16 protein-coding genes and 2 pseudogenes are annotated in these 15890 nt (G+C 68.5%); 7 read left to right on the forward strand and 11 right to left on the reverse strand.

The features are described 5' to 3' along the window. Positions 1-10: 10 nt before the first annotated feature. From ACIQIB_RS33645 to ACIQIB_RS33680, 8 genes are all read right to left on the reverse strand, one after another. A complete protein-coding gene (locus ACIQIB_RS33645; protein ID WP_400762660.1) occupies positions 11-727 on the reverse strand; it encodes an ABC transporter ATP-binding protein in 717 nt (238 codons plus the stop codon). Beyond that, positions 724-1566, reverse strand: a complete 843-nt coding sequence (locus tag ACIQIB_RS33650; protein ID WP_400656738.1) for an ABC transporter ATP-binding protein — start codon at positions 1564-1566, stop codon at positions 724-726. Before ACIQIB_RS33650 ends, ACIQIB_RS33645 begins: the two co-directional genes overlap by 4 nt. Before the next feature lie 8 nt (positions 1567-1574). After that, on the reverse strand, positions 1575-3509 hold the full coding sequence (locus tag ACIQIB_RS33655) for a branched-chain amino acid ABC transporter permease (RefSeq protein WP_400762662.1): 1935 nt from the start codon (positions 3507-3509) through the stop codon (positions 1575-1577). A 5-nt stretch (positions 3510-3514) separates the two neighbouring features. Next, on the reverse strand, positions 3515-4444 hold the full coding sequence (locus ACIQIB_RS33660) for a branched-chain amino acid ABC transporter permease (RefSeq protein WP_363607377.1): 930 nt from the start codon (positions 4442-4444) through the stop codon (positions 3515-3517). A gap of 131 nt (positions 4445-4575) precedes the next feature. After that, the gene (locus ACIQIB_RS33665; RefSeq protein ID WP_363607378.1) at positions 4576-5811 is read right to left on the reverse strand and encodes a branched-chain amino acid ABC transporter substrate-binding protein; all 1236 of its coding nucleotides are present in this window, start codon (positions 5809-5811) and stop codon (positions 4576-4578) included. Between the two features lie 720 nt (positions 5812-6531). Then, the gene (locus ACIQIB_RS33670) at positions 6532-6735 is read right to left on the reverse strand and encodes a DUF397 domain-containing protein (protein WP_400762664.1); all 204 of its coding nucleotides are present in this window, start codon (positions 6733-6735) and stop codon (positions 6532-6534) included. 41 nt (positions 6736-6776) lie between these two features. Beyond that, complete coding sequence (locus ACIQIB_RS33675; RefSeq protein ID WP_400762666.1) at positions 6777-6980, reverse strand: DUF397 domain-containing protein; 204 nt, start codon at positions 6978-6980, stop codon at positions 6777-6779. Beyond that, positions 6973-7836 carry a helix-turn-helix domain-containing protein gene (locus ACIQIB_RS33680; protein ID WP_400656726.1) on the reverse strand — a complete coding sequence of 288 codons (864 nt, stop codon included), beginning with the start codon at positions 7834-7836 and terminating at the stop codon, positions 6973-6975. The genes ACIQIB_RS33675 and ACIQIB_RS33680 overlap by 8 nt, the downstream gene beginning before the upstream one ends. 337 nt (positions 7837-8173) lie before the next feature. On the opposite strand from ACIQIB_RS33680, the gene ACIQIB_RS33685 reads away from it, so the two are divergent. The 6 genes from ACIQIB_RS33685 to ACIQIB_RS33710 all read left to right on the forward strand — a co-directional run bounded on the left by ACIQIB_RS33685 (position 8174) and on the right by ACIQIB_RS33710 (position 11890). After that, positions 8174-8551, forward strand: coding sequence for an ATP-binding protein (locus ACIQIB_RS33685; protein WP_400762668.1), 378 nt, complete (start codon positions 8174-8176; stop codon positions 8549-8551). Further along, on the forward strand, positions 8548-8808 hold the full coding sequence (locus ACIQIB_RS33690; protein ID WP_400762670.1) for a hypothetical protein: 261 nt from the start codon (positions 8548-8550) through the stop codon (positions 8806-8808). Before ACIQIB_RS33685 ends, ACIQIB_RS33690 begins: the two co-directional genes overlap by 4 nt. Next, positions 8805-9044, forward strand: a complete 240-nt coding sequence (locus ACIQIB_RS33695; RefSeq protein ID WP_400762672.1) for a hypothetical protein — start codon at positions 8805-8807, stop codon at positions 9042-9044. The genes ACIQIB_RS33690 and ACIQIB_RS33695 overlap by 4 nt, the downstream gene beginning before the upstream one ends. Beyond that, positions 9041-9337, forward strand: a complete 297-nt coding sequence (locus ACIQIB_RS33700; protein WP_400762674.1) for a hypothetical protein — start codon at positions 9041-9043, stop codon at positions 9335-9337. The genes ACIQIB_RS33695 and ACIQIB_RS33700 overlap by 4 nt, the downstream gene beginning before the upstream one ends. 255 nt (positions 9338-9592) lie before the next feature. Continuing rightward, complete coding sequence (locus tag ACIQIB_RS33705; protein WP_400762676.1) at positions 9593-10717, forward strand: helix-turn-helix domain-containing protein; 1125 nt, start codon at positions 9593-9595, stop codon at positions 10715-10717. Between the two features lie 561 nt (positions 10718-11278). Then, on the forward strand, positions 11279-11890 hold the full coding sequence (locus ACIQIB_RS33710) for a hypothetical protein (RefSeq protein WP_400762678.1): 612 nt from the start codon (positions 11279-11281) through the stop codon (positions 11888-11890). A 61-nt stretch (positions 11891-11951) separates the two neighbouring features. On the opposite strand, the gene hisS is transcribed toward ACIQIB_RS33710, so the two are convergent. Together hisS and ACIQIB_RS33720 are read right to left on the reverse strand one after the other, a co-directional pair. Further along, positions 11952-13259, reverse strand: coding sequence for a histidine--tRNA ligase (hisS, locus tag ACIQIB_RS33715; protein WP_400762679.1), 1308 nt, complete (start codon positions 13257-13259; stop codon positions 11952-11954). A gap of 276 nt (positions 13260-13535) precedes the next feature. Then, positions 13536-14081, reverse strand: coding sequence for a GNAT family N-acetyltransferase (locus tag ACIQIB_RS33720; RefSeq protein WP_400762681.1), 546 nt, complete (start codon positions 14079-14081; stop codon positions 13536-13538). A gap of 343 nt (positions 14082-14424) precedes the next feature. Here ACIQIB_RS33720 and ACIQIB_RS33725 point away from each other — a divergent pair. Then, positions 14425-14934, forward strand: a pseudogene (locus ACIQIB_RS33725) (site-specific integrase); the annotation flags it as partial. Positions 14935-15249: 315 nt separating this feature from the next. Here ACIQIB_RS33725 and ACIQIB_RS33730 read toward each other — a convergent pair. Beyond that, positions 15250-15807, reverse strand: a pseudogene (locus ACIQIB_RS33730) (reverse transcriptase domain-containing protein); the annotation flags it as partial. Between the last annotated feature and the right edge of the window lie 83 nt (positions 15808-15890).

Here is a 15890-nt window from a genome sequence, read left to right on the forward strand (position 1 = left end):
GTCGTGGTGCTCAGTCCTCGCCGAGGTAGGCCTTCCGCACGGACTCGTCGTGCAGCAGGTCCGCCCCCGTGCCCTTGAGGACGATCCGGCCGGTCTCCATCACATAGCCGTGGTCGGAGAGCGAGAGCGCCGCCTGGGCGTTCTGTTCGACCAGCAGGATGGTGGTGCCGGAGGCCTTCAGCTCCACGATCGTCGCCATGATCTTCTGCATCATCAGCGGCGAGAGGCCCATCGACGGCTCGTCCAGCATCAGCAGTTTGGGCCGGGACATCAGCGCCCGCCCCATGGCGAGCATCTGCTGTTCGCCGCCGGAGAGCGTGCCCGCGGCCTGCCCGCGCCGTTCGCCGAGGATGGGGAAGAGGCCGTAGGCGCGTTCGACGTCGGCCGTGATGCCGGCGGTGTCGCTGCGCAGGAAGGCGCCGAGGAGGAGGTTCTCCTCGATGGTCATGCGGGGGAAGATGTGCCGGCCTTCGGGGGAGTGGGCGAGGCCGAGGGCGACGATCTTGTGGGCGGGGACGGCGGTGAGGTCCTGCCCGTCGAAGGTGATCGTCCCGCCGGTGGGCTTGAGCAGCCCGGACAGGGTGCGCAGGGTGGTGGTCTTGCCGGCGCCGTTGGTGCCGATCAGGGTGGTGACCTCGCCCTGGTTGACGGTGAAGCTGATGCCCTTGACGGCTTCGATCTTGCCGTAGGCGACGCGGAGGTCCTGGACGTCGAGGAGTGCGGTCACTGGTCGGTCTCCGTAGCGGCGGTGGTGCCTTCGAGCGGGGCGCCGAGGTAGGCGGTGATGACGCGTTCGTCGCTCTGGACGGTTTCGCGGTCGCCCTCGACGATCTTCTGCCCCTGGACGAGTACGGCGGTGCGGTCGCAGAGGTTGAAGATGAACCGCATGTCGTGCTCGATGACGAGGACGGAGATGCCCTGGTCGCGGATGGCGAAGACGAGTTCCTCGGCGGCCCGGGTCTCCTGCGGGTTCATGCCGGCGGTCGGCTCGTCGAGCAGCAGCAGCCCGGGGTCGGAGGCGAGGGCCCGGGCGATCTCCAGCTTCCGCTGCTCGCCGTAGGGGAGGTTGCGGGCGAGGTGTTCGGCCTTGTCGGCCAGCCCGGTGAACTCCAGCAGCTCCATGGCCCGGGCCCGGCTCTCGGCCTCGGCGCGGTGGTAGCCGGGGCCGCGCAGGATGGCGGAGAACAGGCCCTCGCGGGTCCTGGTGTGTCGGCCGACCAGGACGTTCTCCAGGACGGTCATGTTGGCGAAGAGCCGGATGTTCTGGAAGGTGCGGGCGATGCCCGCCTGGGTGACCAGGTGGGGTTTGGGCGGGAGCACGGTGCCCCGGTACGCGACCCGGCCCTCGGTGGGGACGTAGAGGCCGGTGAGGCAGTTGAAGAAGGTGGTCTTGCCGGCGCCGTTGGGGCCGATGAGGCCGATGATCTCGCCTTCGCCGACGGTGAGGGAGACGTTGTTGACGGCGGTGAGGCCGCCGAAGCGCATGGTGACGCCGGAGACCTCCAGCAGCGGCTTGGCGGGGGCGGCCGGAGTACCGGCCGCGGCGGGGGCGTCGGTGGTGGTCATCTGGCTGGTCACGCCCCTGCCTTGGTGAGTGCGACCGCGTCGCCGGACGCCTGCGCCGGGATGTCGGCCTCGTGGAACTCCAGCTGCCGCCGCCGGTTGGGGATGAGGCCCTCGGGGCGGACCCGCATCAGCACGATGAGCGCGATGCCGAAGGCGAGCAGCTGGTAGTTGGAGAGGAATTCGAGCTTCTTGGGGATGAGGAAGAGCAGGGTGGCGCCGGCCAGCGGGCCGCTGATGGTGCCCATGCCGCCGAGGATGACGGCGGCGAGCAGGAAGGCGGAGTTCGGCGGCAGGGCTTCGGCGAAGGTGTACTGGTCGGGGGTGACGGTGTAGCTGACGTGGGCCTGGACGGTGCCGGCGAGGCCGGCCAGGCAGGCGCCGAGGGCGAAGGCGAGCAGCTTGAGCCGGAAGCCGTTGATGCCCATGGCCTCGGCGGCGGTCTCGTCCTCGCGGATGGCGACCCAGGCGCGGCCGATCCGGGAGTTGCCGACCCGGGCGAAGACGAGCACGACGAAGGCGGTGACCAGCAGCATCAGCAGGTAGTAGTTGGAGAACCGGCCGAGTTCGACGCCGGCGACGGTGTGCGGCTTGCCCAGGTCGAAGCCGAAGATCTCCAGGTCGGGGATGCGCGGGATGCCGTTGGAGCCGTTGGTGACCTTGGGTCCGGTGGTGCCGTTGAGGTTGAGCATGGTGATGCGGAAGATCTCGCCGAAGCCGAGGGTGACGATGGCGAGGTAGTCGCCGCGCAGCCGCAGGGTGGGGGCGCCGATGAGGACGCCGAAGACCATGGAGACGGCGGCGCCGGTCAGCATGGCGGCCCAGAACGGGAACTGGACGTGGATCGGCGAGGCGGGGGAGCCGGAGACCAGGGCGGCGGCGTAGGCGCCGACGCCGAGGAAGGCGACGTACCCGAGGTCGAGCAGGCCGGCCAGGCCGACGACGATGTTCAGGCCGAGGGCGACGGTGGCGAAGATCAGGATGTTGGCGGCGACGGAGGTGTACTGGTCGCTGGTCTGGGTGAACGGGAAGCCGGCGGCGGCGGCGAAGGCGGCGCCGGTGGTGACCGGGCGGTGCTTGACGGTGAGCGCGCGCAGCCGGGCCAGCAGGCCGGCCTTGCCGAGCGCGGCGACCACGCCGGCGGCCAGCAGCAGGTAGCCGGTGAACAGTTCGCCGTACTCGGTGTCGATGCCGAAGGTGATCGCGAACAGGCCGACCGCGAAGGCGGCGACGATGAGCAGCACCTCGGCCCAGGAGGGGAGTTCACGGGCGGCGGGGAGCGGGCGCCGGACGGTGCCCGGGCGCAGCCAGGTGTGGGCGAGGTGGCCGAGCTGGATGAGGACGACGAGACCGGCGGCGATCAGCAGGGCGCCGGCGAGGGCGGTGAGGACGGGGGCGACCGGCTTGTCGCCGGGGACGGCGTGGGCGCCGAACCAGGCGATCGGGGCGGCGGGGACGAGCAGGAAGAGCCTGCGGTCGAGGAGGCGCAGCGGTACCCGGTCGCGCCGGTCGAGGGGGAGGGCGAGGCTGCCGGCGAGGGCGAGCAGGGAGCCGAGGGCGGCGACCCAGCCGCCGGGGTCGAGGTTGGCGAGGCCGCCGAGGTGGGCCGCGATGGCGATGACGGAGAACCAGCTGACGGCGAAGGCGCCGACGGCGGCGAGGAGGACGGCGTTGTGGCTGCGGGCGGGGGCGGCCCAGCGCAGGCCGGGGGTGCCGTGGGTGGCGAGCAGCAGGGCGAGGGTGAGCAGGCCGCCGGTGAGGGCGAGCCATTGGAGGCCGGCGGGGGAGCCGTAGTAGGTGAGGTCGCCGGGGAAGTCGGAGGTCCAGGTCCAGGACATCAGGGCGGAGGCGGCGGTGGTGGTGGCGCCGAGGCCGGTGAGGAGGGCGGCGGCGCGGGCGGGGAGCGGGATGACCGGGGTGGTCTCGGTGCCCGGGGTGGTGGTCATGGTGGTCACGCCCTGTCCGCGACGCGCTCGCCGAGCAGGCCCTGGGGTCGGACGAGCAGGACGACGATGAGGAGTACGAAGGCCCAGACGTCCTTCCAGGCGCCGCCTCCGAAGAGGTGCATGCCGGGGAGGTGCTGGATGTAGCCGGTGGCGAGGCTTTCGGCGAGGCCGAGGGCGAGGCCGCCGAGCATGGCGCCGTAGATGTTGCCGATGCCGCCGAGGACGGCGGCGGTGAAGGCCTTGAGGCCGAGGATGAAGCCCATCCGGAAGTCGACCTGGCCGCTGCGCAGTCCGTAGGCGACGGCGGCGACGGCGGCGAAGGCGGCGCCGATGGCGAAGGCCATGACGATGATCCGGTCGGTGTCGATGCCCATGAGCTTGGCGGTGTCGGGGTCCTGGCTGGTGGCCTGCATGGCGCGGCCGGAGCGGGTGCGGGTGACGAACCAGCCGAGGGCGAGCATGCAGAGCGGGGCGGCGATGATCAGGAAGATGTCGCTGCGCTGGATGGTGACGGAGCCGAGTTCGAAGGGGTCGCCGGGGATCTTGGGGAAGACCCGGGCCTTCTTGGCGTCGGGGTAGAAGGAGAAGACGAGTTGCTGGAGGACGATCGACAGGCCGATCGCGGTGATCAGCGGGGCGAGTCGGGGTGCGGTGCGCAGCGGCCGGTAGGCGAAGCGCTCGGCGGCGACGGCGGTGAGCGTGGAGACCAGGATGCCGGTGAGCAGCATCAGCGGTAGGGCCAGCCAGAGTGTGGTGCCGCCGGGGAGGGCGAGGTAGGCGGTCAGGGCGCCGAAGCCGCCGACCATGACGATCTCGCCGTGGGCGAAGTTGATGAGCTGGACGATGCCGTAGACCATCGTGTAGCCGATCGCGACGAGCCCGTAGAGGGCGCCGAGGATCAGGCCGTTGGCCAGCTGTTGCGGTAGATCGTGCACCGCTGGGCCTCCGTTGTGCGTGTCGCGTGGGTCCGCGTGGGTGGTGGGATGTGGGTGCGCGCGGGGGCACTGGTGGTGCCCCCGCGCGGGTTGTTCCTGTGTGTGGTGGGCGGCTTGACGGTTGGTCAGGCTCAGCCGTTGAAGGTGCCGGACTTCTCCACGGCCCACTTGCCGTCCTTGACGGTGTAGACGGTGAGCTGCTTGTTGGTGGTGTCGCCGAACTCGTCGAAGGAGACCTTGCCGGTGACGCCGTCGAAGGTGACCTTCTGGACGGCTTCGACGACCTTGGCGCGGGGGTTGGCGGGGAGCTTGCCGCCGTTGGCGGTCACGACGTTCTTGACGCCCTGGATGATGGCCCAGCTGCTGTCGTAGGCGTAGCCGCCGTAGGTCTCGTAGGCGTCCTTGTAGCCGGCGGCCTTGTAGTCGGCGATGAACTTGGCGGCGGTGGGGAGCTGGTCGACGGGGAGGCCGACGGCGGTGGCGTAGTCGCCCTGGCTCTTGGGGTTGAGCTTGATGAAGTCGCCGCTCTGGATGCCGTCGCCGCCCATCAGGGGGATGTTGACGCCGGCTTCCTTGAGCTGGAGGGAGAGGGGGCCGGCGGCGGGGTATTCGCCGCCGTAGTAGACGGCTTCGGCGCCGGAGCTCTTGACCTTGGTGGCGATGGCGGAGAAGTCGCGGTCGTCGGGGTTGACGTGCTCCTCGCCGACGATGGTGCCCTTGAGCTTGGTGAATTCGCCCTTGAAGGTGGCGGCGAGGCCGGCGCCGTAGGTCTTCTGGTCGTCGATGAGGAAGACCTTGGTCTTCTTGGCGTCGTTGACCAGGAACTGGGCGGCGAAGGGGCCCTGGACGGCGTCGGTGGTGGCGGTGCGGAAGTAGGACTTGAAGGGGCGGACCTTCGTGCCGGTGGCCCAGTTCTCGCCCTGGCTGAGGGCGACGCCGGTGTTGGCGGGGGAGACCTCGACCAGGTTGGCGTCGTTGAAGATCTGCTGCATCGACTGGGCGACGCTGGAGTTGAGCGGTCCGACGACGCCGACGACGCTCTTGTCGGCGACCAGCTGGGTGGCGTTCTGCTGGCCGGGGCCGGGCTTGCCGGTGTCGTCGAGGGCCTTGATCTGGAACGTGACGCCGGGGACTTCGTTCTTCTCGTTGGCCTGCTTGACGGCGAGTTCGGCGGAGTTCCTGATGCCGAGGCCGAGGGCGGAGAGGTCGCCGGTGAGCGGGGCGTCGATGCCGATGGTGACGGTGGTGGTGGCCCCGCCGGTGTTGTTGCCGTCACCGGACTTCTTATCGTCGCGGGAGCCGCAGGCGCTGAGGCTGAGAGCGCCGATCACGGCAATGCTCACGACAACTGCTGAACGATGACGCACGAGGGTCCCCTTCGGTTCAGGAAGGCGCCGCGCCTGAGTGGCGGGAGCCGGGGTGCGCGATGGGCCTGGCCCAATCCGGTGGCGCGGTGACTGGCCGTGACTCTAGATGCCTCTGGGCTACTCGGGCAGTGATGTGGCGAGGCTGTGATTCTCTTGTTATGAGCACACAGAGCAGCTGTCTCATTATGTGGTCGTTCTGGCTCGATCGACCCGGAACTGCCGGGGATCTACTCGACAGTAGCCGACTGTAAGGCCCAGAAATGCTTGTGACTACTGGCTTGTTCGATAATCGGACATGCCTGTCCGCCGCACTGGCGCCGAACTCAGGTGTCCGGATATCGGACAGTGGAGGGGCTGGAGAGGGGCTCCGAGGTGGCCGAGAGGCCCTGGAGCCGCCGAATGCTTGGATTTCCTACTTGTTACGTACTGTTACATCTTTGCAAGTGTGTGAACATGTCACCGCCCCCTTGTCTGTTCCAACGCCTGCCCAGGGCAGATGGAGGTCAAACAAGGGGGCGGACAAGGGATGTGACGATCAGTCGGAACCGGAAGCCCCGCGCTCGCGGCGAACGGCATCTTCTGCTGCGCCTGCGGCCTCCGCTGCTCCCCGAGGTGCCGTGACCGGCCGCCGCTCGACATTCCGGACGGCGCTGCGGGCCGACGCCTGCTGCCTGATGCATGGCGGCCCTCGCTCGGGTGAGCGAGGGCCGCCATGGGCTATCAGGCGGTGGAGTTGGCGTGGTGGTCGAACTCGCCGGCCTTGGCGCCCTGGAGGAACGTGGCGAACTTGGTCGGGGTGGTGCGGACGATGATGCCGTCGGTGTCGGACTCGCGGAGTTCGACCAGCCCGTTGGCGGTACGTACCTCGACGCACTCGTCGTTCGAGGCGCAGTAGCTGGACTTCTGCCAGTTGGTGTTGGACATTTCAGCCCCGGGTCGTGAGGTGTGTTGCTGGTCGGTCTGGGTCAGGTGGTGGGGCTGGCATGGTGGTCGAACTCGCCCGCCTTGGCGCCCTGGAGGAACGTGGTGAACTTGACGGGGGTGGTGCGGACGATGATGTCACCGCTGTCCGACTCGCGGAGTTCGATCAGCCCGTCGACCGTACGCACCTCGACACAGGCGTTGTTTGCGCCGCTGTAGCTGGACTTCTGCCATGCGGGGCTACCCATGTTTGCTCACTATCTCTTTCTTGATGGATTGGATGAAGTCTCGTGAGTCTTCTTCCGAGAGGGCTACGGATGCCATTCGGGCGAGGATCTCGCGGTAACTTGACAGTTGGGCGGGAGCGTCGAAGAGCTGGCAATCGAAGCTGGTGTCAATCTGCACCGTGTCCAGCTCGGGGACAGGGCCCTCGATGTAGGTGAAGTTCTCGCTGGGGCCAGGCAGCGACTCGATATCGAACGGCACAACTCGAACTGAGATGCCGGGGCTCTCGGAGTCCTGGATGAGAGCGCCGAGCTGCGCAGCGAGAACCCGTGGTCCGCTGAACTGCATGCGGAGTGCGGCCTCGTGGACGAATGCCGTGTAGGGCGTCGCGCCCGATCGGATGATGTGCTGCCTCTGAATGCGGAAGGCCATCCTGAGGTCGACATCGGAGCGCGGCAGGGGCGGGATCGCGCGGGTGAACACGGAGGTTGCGTATGCAGGGGTTTGGAGCAGCCCAGGAACGAAGGTGATCGTGTAGGTGAAGATTCTTTGGGCGTGGCCCTCAATCTCCGCCACGTCAAGCAGGTCGGTGGTCAAGCTGTGGCGGTACTCCTCCCACCAGCCCTTTCCTCGTTCCCCGATCATGTCGGCGAGTGCGTCGACCAGGGGTCCATTGGCGCACCTGCAGGCCGCGGTGATCGCGCGCAGACGCTCCACGCTGACGCCGGTCTTCCCGTTCTCCATCTGAGTCACCTGGGCAGGGGTCACACCGAGCGTGCGGGCGAGGTGGCTGCCTCCGAAGCCGGCCTGCTCTCGCATCCTCCGCAGTTCGGCGCCGAGGCGGCGCTGACGAAGGGTTGGGTTGGGGCGAAGGGCCATGGTGTCCTCTCTGCGGGTGCTGAGGCCAGTGTGCCGCGCTGCTCGCGAATGGGTCTATTTGGTGCCGGAGTGTCGCCTCGTATGGCCAGCATCCCCCCTGAGAGGGAACCTTCTCGCATCGGGCTTAAATTTAAGCGCTCGTGCGTTATGGTCTATCTCACGGTCGGTCCGACGGATCGTCAGTAACGCCTGTTTCCCGGGCAGTAGGCGCCTGCTGCCCCCGCACCGCAGAGCAGCCATGCGTGGCGTCACCAGTCCCGTTCTGGCCTGGCTCACGGCGATGTTTCCGCCGGTGAACGACGAACCCCACACCCGCACCCTCACGGAGGTTCCCCTCATGTGTGCCTTCAGCCTGCCCGAAATCCCCGACTGGTCCGCCGCCCGTGCGGAGCTGAGTGACGCGATGTCCCTCGCCGGATGGCCGGACGACGCCATCTACGACGCCGAACTCGCCCTCCATGAGCTGTACTTCAACGCCTGGAAGCACGGCGGGAGCCCCGCGCCGACCGTCGTCATCCTCCTCCTCGAAGGCCGCAGCCTGCGCGTCTGCGTCAGCGACGACAACCCCGTGCTGCCCGAGCCGCACGAACCCACCGACCCGTACGCGCAGTCCGGCCGGGGCCTGCACCTGGTCCGCGAGCTCACCCACCGCTTCGGCACCACGCCCCGCAAGAACGGTAAAATCGTATGGTTCGAGCTGGACGCGGCCGCGTGAACGCCCGCCACCGGCCCCTCGCCCCGGACGACCCCCGGATGCGCGACTACACCGACGCCCAGGTCACCGCCCTCCTCGGCGAACTCCGCGAGCGAGGCCGCCCCCACGGCATCCTCTGGGGCTCCGCCACCACCCACAACGGCACCGTCGACGGCCGCGTCCTGATCGACTTCGGCAACGCGCCCGTCAGCACGCTCCTCAACCTCCTCCACCTGCTCCGCGAAGCCGGGCGGGGCGGTGACCCGTGGGAGTCGTGATCCCCCTCGCCACCAGCTCCACCCAGCCGGCCCACGTCGAGCGCACTACCGTCCCCTACGTCACCGTCGAACACGTCCCCGACGCCACCGTCCAGCTCCGCCTCGCCGTCGACCTCGACGTGGCCGCCGGACCGGGGGAGCAGCTGGCTTTCCCGCTCACCCGCGAACAGGCCGAGGAACTGCTCCACGGCCTCGCCGCCCACCTCGGCACCCGCGTGACCGGGATCCGCCGATGACACCCGGCACCGTCAACTTCCTGATCGGCGCGGCGTTCGTGGCCCTCCTCGCCCTCGCGATCGCCACCGTCGTCCTCGGCGTCCTCGCGACCCTGCGGATGCCGCACCCCGGCGAACGGGCAGCCACCCCGCCACCGCCCCCGATCACCCGCCACGGCCGCTGGGAACTGCGCCAACTCCCCGACGGCACCGCCGAATACGCCTGGATCGCCCGCCAGGCCGGCCACTTCGGCCCCGAGACCGGCCGACCGTCCGCCCCGAGTGCGACTTCTTTGATGCGCTCGCCGCCCTGACCGCGCAGGTTCGCGGTATCAATGGGCAGAATGGCGCGCCGCGCGTCTGACGATCGTCCTCGCCGGCATCACAGGGGACCCTGCCCTGTCCTCCCTCAGCGGGTGGTCAGGGCGGGGACCCTTCTGTGTTGGTGGGTCGGACGGTGCCGAACTCGCCGGCCCGGACGGCGGCGACGAGCGATGCCTCGCGCCAGCGCGCGTTGGCGCTGGGTTGATCGCTCCCTGTTGTCAAGAGGCGGGGCGTACCCTGCATCCATGCCACCTACCCCGATCGGTGCTCTGATCAAGGAACTGCGCGCCGCGCTTGGCATGTCGCAGAACGGCCTTGTGAATCGGCTGGAAGTGATCACGGGTCAGAAGTTCAGGCGCGCGGATATCAGTCGCTGGGAGAACGGGGCGAGGACCCCGAAGAAGTGGCTACCTGCGTTGGCTACTGCCTTGCAAGTTCCTCTGACCACACTTGAGATGGCGGACGTGGACAGACGATCATTCTTGACGACGGCAGCGGCGACGGCGATAGCGCCTGGAACGGCCGCTGACCTCCTGCACCATGGCTTCGCCTCGGCGCTGCGCCGGGGGCCGAGCGTGGACGCTTGGCAGGGGCGCTTGATCACGTACGGCCGGGACTACATGTCCGCCGGGGCCGACGAGATCCAGCGCCGTCTTGCGGGGGACCTGGTAGTACTCCAGCAGCAGCTTGAACGACCTGGCATGTGGGACGTAGCAGCAAAGTTGGCCACCCTCTACGCCAAGACGTTTCCCGGCAGCGACGGGGCCCGAGCGGGCAATTGGTATCGGGTGGCTGCCACTATGGCGGATCGCTCGGACGATGTGTCTGCGCGGGTGTGGACGCGGGGCCGAGCGGCCATCGCGCTGGGTTACGAAGGTGCGTCCCTTGCAGTCGCCGACCAGCTGGCCGACCAGGCGCTGGCTCTTTCTCCCCGGCCGTCTCTCGGGCGTCTCAATGCCCTCATGGGTAAGGCTCATGCGGCAGCGATTCGGGGTGATCATCGGGGTGCGTTGGTTCTGATGGACGACGGCTGGCGCGTGTTCGAGAAGGTGGCCAGTCCGGCCAACGAGAAGTCCGACTATGCAGTACCAGAGTGGCGTATGAACGTCTTCTGCTCGCTGCTGTTGGCGCGGCTCGGCGAGGAGCGGCGGGCCCTGGAGGCCCAGGAGCAGGCAGGCAGACTACTGCCCGAGAGCCTTCCGCGCTTTCGGACGCACCTTGAGATGCATAAGGGGCTCATGCTGGCACAGGCCGGCGACCGGACGGGTGGAATCGCTTATGCGCGTTCGGCGTTGGACGCACTGCCACCTGAAAAGCACTCGCTGACACTGCGCCTTCTCATGGCGGAGGTTGAGGCCACCACCGCGTAGTTTGCCGGCTACCCCGCGTGGCTACCCCCTGTCTGACTGGTCGCCAGATGAGTCACGCTCTTGCTTCCAACAGGGAGAGGAGCGGGATACATGGCGACGCGAAGAGCGACCCGGAGCGTCACAGGAGTACCGCCTCGATCGGCCGTTGGGACGATTCCGCCGGACTGGACCCCCTTGGGTGACTACCGAGCCGCACAACGAATTGACGGCCCTGGTGAGTTCGAGAGCTTGCAACGTGCGGCCATTTTGGCGTGCTGCGGGTGCGTCAACTGCAAGAAGCGGAGGGTCCCTCCGGGGGAGGCCGGACATCCTGCGCAGCGAGAACCTCGCTGACTGCGACCGGCCCCCCTGACCACTCGCACGGCCGCGGAAGGGCCGTCCTGCCACCCGCGCGGGAGCGGTCCCGTTTCGTCACGGACACCCCGGCGAGACGGACGGGCCGCCCACAGGCCTCGCTCCGAGGTCTGTGGGCGGGAATCCGCCTCGGAGCGGGTCGCGCAGCGCACAGCCGGCTGGCAACCAGCAGCCGGAACAGTGACACCGAGAGCTGGAGGTACCCCTATGGGTCAGCAAGGCGACCGGATCTTCGCCGTCACGGCGGAGCGTGGGTTCCCGGATCCGTGGCTGAGCTTCGGCGACAGCCTGTGCAACGAGTCGGCGTTGTCCACCGAACTCAAGCGCGCCATCGGGACCGCCCGTAAGGAGGATACGGAGGGCAACCTGTTCGCCGTGGACGCGGCGTTCACCGCGAAGAAGGCGAACCTGAAGCACTCGGCGCGGCTGCTGTCGCAGGTCCTCGCCGACTACGACGTGTCGGGCGAGTGGGAGCGCCTGGACGAGAAGGCCGAGCGGCTGGACATCGAGGACGTGGCGGAGAACTGGGCGCGGGTCGTCGGCCTCCACCCGTACCCCATCGTCGTCGAGTCGCTGAAGTTCAATTGGCGCTACATGAAGGCGCACGGTGTGCGCGGGTTCTACGGGATGACGACGGGCTACGTCGCCGCCCTGACCGCCAACACCGAGCGCTGGGAGGTGGCTTGGCGCAAGGAGCGTGAGACCGGAGTCATCGACCGGTTGACCACGATCGAGTGCGACCTGGCGTCGATCGAGGCGCCGATGCACTGCGACACCTGCAAGAAGACCATCACCGCCGTCCTGTACCTGGACGAGTAGGCGTCGTGAGCACGGTGCCCCGTTCCCGGATCGTTCGGGGGCGGGGCACCGTCGTGTCCGTCTACCGGGCGAAGTGTTCCGCCACCTGGTCAACGGGGTGCGTCGTCTGCTCGCCCGAGGCCATGTCCCGGACGATCACCTCTCCGGCCTCCCGCTCCCGCTCGCCGTAGATCAGGCAGAACCGGGCGCCCTGGTCTGCGGCCCACTTCATCTGCCGGGCCAGCTTCCCGCTCGACCCCAGGTAGACACCCGTGCGCTGTCCGGTGCGGCGGATGGCGGCAGCCATGCGGAACGCGTCGTCGGCCAGGGCCTCACCGAGCACGGTCACGGCAACGTCCAGTGCGGGTGCCGGCTGCTGAGCGGCGGAGGACAGCAGTGGCAGAATCCGTTCGATACCCAGCGAGCCGCCGCACGCGGGTGTGTCGCTGCCGGACATCCGCCCGATGAGTCCGTCGTACCGGCCGCCGGAGGCGATCGAGCCGGGCATGCCGGGTGCCGTCACCTCGTAGATGACGCCCGTGTAGTAGTCCAGCCCGCGAACCAGGCTGGGCGCGAACACGATGCGTTCGGGCGGGACGGTCCCGGAGAGCAGGGAGAGCAGCCGGTCCACCTCGGCCAGTCCTTCCTGGCCGGTCGCGCTGCCCTTCAGCTCCTTCCGGATCCGGTCCGTGGCATCCGGGGCGGTGAGGTCGTCCACAAGCCCGTGAGCGGTCGTCCCGGGCACACCGCGATCGGCCACGAGCTCCCGGACCACCTCGTCGGGCGAGAGCTTGTCGAGCTTGTCCAGGGTGATCAGTACCCCGCCCCCCTGGTCGGCCGGGACCCCGTACACCTCCAGCAGCCCGGCGAGCGTCTTTCGGCTGTTCACCAGGAACCGGAACTCCGGGACGCCGAGCCGTTCCAGTGCTTCGTGCAACGCCGAGACCACCTCGGCATCCGCGAGGGGGGAGGCTGTTCCCACCACGTCCAGGTCGCACTGGACGAACTCGCGGAACCGGCCCCTGCCCGGTCGGTCGGCCCTCCATACCGGGGCCAGTGCATACCGCTTGTACGGCACCGGCAGTTGGCTGCCGTAGGCCGCCACCACCCGGGCAAGGGGGACGGTGTGGTCGTACCGCAGGGCCAGATCCGCCTCCCCGCCGGCCTCGTGTTCACCGCGGCGAAGGATCTTGAACACAAGCTTGTCGCCCTCGTCGCCGTACTTGCCCGTCAGTACTTCCAGCCGCTCGAAGGCGGGCGTCTGGAGGGGCTGGAAGCCGTACCGGCCGAACACCTCTCGGACTGTGGCGAACGCCCGTTCGCGGGCGTCGGACTCCACGGCGAGGAAGTCGCGGGTGCCGGACGGGGGGAGGAAACTGTCTTTTGCCATGGCATAGATGATTCCCCATCAGGCGCGTGCCCCGAGCGAGATCGGGCCGTATGGCCGGCGCGATTCAGATCGGTTCCCGCCGCGGTGCACGGGCCCTCGCCGCCTCGGCGAGGGCCCGCTGCGGTCAGGCCGGGCCGTGCCGTCAGAGGTCGCGCAGCATGCAGGTCAGGTGGACGGAATACCCAGTCAACGTTGCATGACGAGCCACCAACTGCCGCTGTTGGGCCAATGGCCCTGGCGGGTTTGAGTGCCGTCGGGGGTCCAGCATCCGCCCCGTCACGGTTGCGGTGGGTCTGCTCGCAAAAGCCACCCCTCACCACCGGCGAACTCAATGCCCTGGAAGGAGGCACCGACCGTCACCTGGTCGAATCCGAGTTCCCGGTGCAGGTCGAGCGAGGCGCGGTTCTTGGCGGAGATGAAGCACCATACTGCCGAATCCCGTTGCCAGATCCAATCCATGCGCCGCCGGGTCAGCAGCCTCGCTATGCCACGACGTCGCCAGTCAGGATCCACCGTGACACCGGTCAGGTAGTAGCCCGCCGGGGCACCGTCCTCAGCGTGCCCAGGCAGAAACGCCGCATTCGCGTACCCGACGGCTTCACCGGATACCTTCGCGGTGATCACCAAGCTGCGCTCACTACAAAGCGTCCGACAGATGCGGTCCGCCCATTCGCGCGCCGAACCACCGCGCGCCCGGGCCTGCAACAAGGCCAGCATCGGCACGTCGTCCCCGGTCGCCTCTGCCACCACCGCGGCCACCGGAGCGTGGCGCTCGGCCGGGTGCGGAAGGTAAACGGCGAACCGCAAATCCATCCTTGCCATGTCGCCCCTCTAGCCCCGGCTCTGTCCCGGCCCACCACGCTATCGCGGCCGGCGTGGGGCCGATGCCCGGCTAACGATGCGAGCCAAGCCACTAGATAGCGCACAGCGACTATGAAAGGAGTGGACGTGGCACGGCGGAACCCCCCCAACGGCCCCCTGTACGCCCCCCAGCTCGGTGAGATCGTTCGGGACATGGCCCACCGGGGCGTTCACAGTGTCTACATGGGCACCGAGTCCGGGGAGGTCTACTTGCGGCCGGAGCGCGGCGGGTGCGAGTGGACCACCTACCCGTGCGAGTTTCAACCAGCCTTCTTGTCGCCGAAGTTGGTGCACATTTTCGACCGCCGTCCGCGAGGAGGAGATCCCGCGCAACGTCGCCCGCAACGTCCGTATGGGCACCCTGAGGCCCCGCCGCTTCGAACCCCGCACCACCCAGGAAGCCCGCGCATTACTCGCTGCCACCCACGGCCACCGTCTGCACGCACTGTTCGAACTCGCCCTGCGCACCGGGCTCCGCAAGGGCGAACTCCTCGGCCTACGCTGGGAAGACCTCGACCTGGCAGGCGGCACCGCCAGCATCCGCCGTACCTTGCAGCGCACCAACAGTGGCGGCCTGACCGCCCTGCCCACCAAGACCCAAAGCTCTGAGCGGCGCATCGCCCTGCCTACGCCATGCCTGCGCTCACTCGAACAGCACCGCGACCAGCAGTGCCAGGAACGCGAAGCGGCGGGGACAGGCTGGAAGGACAGTGGCTACGTCTTCACACGGCCCAACGGCGCCCCCATCGAAGGGGCCACGCTCACCCGGCACTTCAACGCCCTGCTCCGCCGGGCCAGGATCCGCCAGATCCGATTGGTGAGTCGGCCCGGGGCGCGGTGCCGGGATTGCTCCCGGTCCGTTTCCCCGGACCGCTCTCCGAACCCGCCGTGCGCCTCTCAGCGCAACGGGCTCTCCACGGTTCCTGCCGTCAGGCGGGGTAGGAGGCCATGGGGACGGGATCTTGTTCCCCCGGAAGGTGTAGCGGGAGACCGTCACACCCTGGATCCGGAAGTACTCCACCCCGTCGGCCGCGATCACCCATCGCCCGGAGGCGGCGAGGTGTCGGCGGACCTGTCCCCAATTCCAGCCGTGACGCGCCCTCAGCATGTGGACCAGCCTCCACCAGGTGAAAGCGTCCAGTTTACTGAAGGTCCACTTCGCCACGGCATGTCGGAAGTAGTTGGCCCATCCGCGCATGATCTGGGCAAGCCTGACCAGCACGGACGCGAAGTCCTGCTGCGATGTCCTGTGTGTCAGGGCACGGATCTTCGCCTTCAGCGACCGGACGGGCCGGACCGCGATGAAGGTGTAGACGTACCACTTGTCCGTCCCCCTCTTGCGCTTCCACCGGATGCGGAAGCCGAGGAAGTCGAACCCGTCGCCCAGGTGGACCACTTGGGTCTTGGCCGGTGACAGCCGCAACCCGAGCGGAGCCAATGCGACGGCGACGTCTTCGCGTAGCGCTTCGACGTGCTCGCGCGAACCGTGCACCAAGATGACGAAGTCGTCCGCGTAGCGGACCAGCCGCCACGTCGGCCGCCCCTTGGAACGCCGGTAGTCGCGCTTGCCGGGGGTCGACATCGCCCCGCCCGGCTTCCACGGCCCCATCACGCGCTCGTCGAGCACGCTCAAGGCGATGTTGGCCAGCAACGGAGACAGGATGCCGCCCTGCGGCGTGCCGGTCATCGTGTCCCGGTGTTCGCCGAGTTCCGTGAGGATCCCGGCCTTCAGGAACGCCTTGACCAGCGCCAGGACGCGTTTGTCCTTCA

Source organism: Kitasatospora sp. NPDC092286, assembly GCF_044755565.1.
Lineage (GTDB): Bacteria > Actinomycetota > Actinomycetes > Streptomycetales > Streptomycetaceae > Kitasatospora.

Bases quoted from the DNA above. Each gene is read 5' to 3' on its own strand.
- hisS (WP_400762679.1), bottom strand. From the start codon at position 13,259: ATGGCAAAAGACAGTTTCCTCCCCCCGTCCGGCACCCGCGACTTCCTC.
- ACIQIB_RS33655 (WP_400762662.1), bottom strand. From the start codon at position 3,509: ATGACCACCACCCCGGGCACCGAGACCACCCCGGTCATCCCGCTCCCC.
- ACIQIB_RS33675 (WP_400762666.1), bottom strand. From the start codon at position 6,980: ATGGGTAGCCCCGCATGGCAGAAGTCCAGCTACAGCGGCGCAAACAAC.
- ACIQIB_RS33650 (WP_400656738.1), bottom strand. From the start codon at position 1,566: ATGACCACCACCGACGCCCCCGCCGCGGCCGGTACTCCGGCCGCCCCC.
- ACIQIB_RS33670 (WP_400762664.1), bottom strand. From the start codon at position 6,735: ATGTCCAACACCAACTGGCAGAAGTCCAGCTACTGCGCCTCGAACGAC.
- ACIQIB_RS33700 (WP_400762674.1), top strand. From the start codon at position 9,041: ATGACACCCGGCACCGTCAACTTCCTGATCGGCGCGGCGTTCGTGGCC.
- ACIQIB_RS33685 (WP_400762668.1), top strand. From the start codon at position 8,174: ATGTGTGCCTTCAGCCTGCCCGAAATCCCCGACTGGTCCGCCGCCCGT.
- ACIQIB_RS33720 (WP_400762681.1), bottom strand. From the start codon at position 14,081: ATGGCAAGGATGGATTTGCGGTTCGCCGTTTACCTTCCGCACCCGGCC.
- ACIQIB_RS33710 (WP_400762678.1), top strand. From the start codon at position 11,279: ATGGGTCAGCAAGGCGACCGGATCTTCGCCGTCACGGCGGAGCGTGGG.
- ACIQIB_RS33680 (WP_400656726.1), bottom strand. From the start codon at position 7,836: ATGGCCCTTCGCCCCAACCCAACCCTTCGTCAGCGCCGCCTCGGCGCC.
- ACIQIB_RS33705 (WP_400762676.1), top strand. From the start codon at position 9,593: ATGCCACCTACCCCGATCGGTGCTCTGATCAAGGAACTGCGCGCCGCG.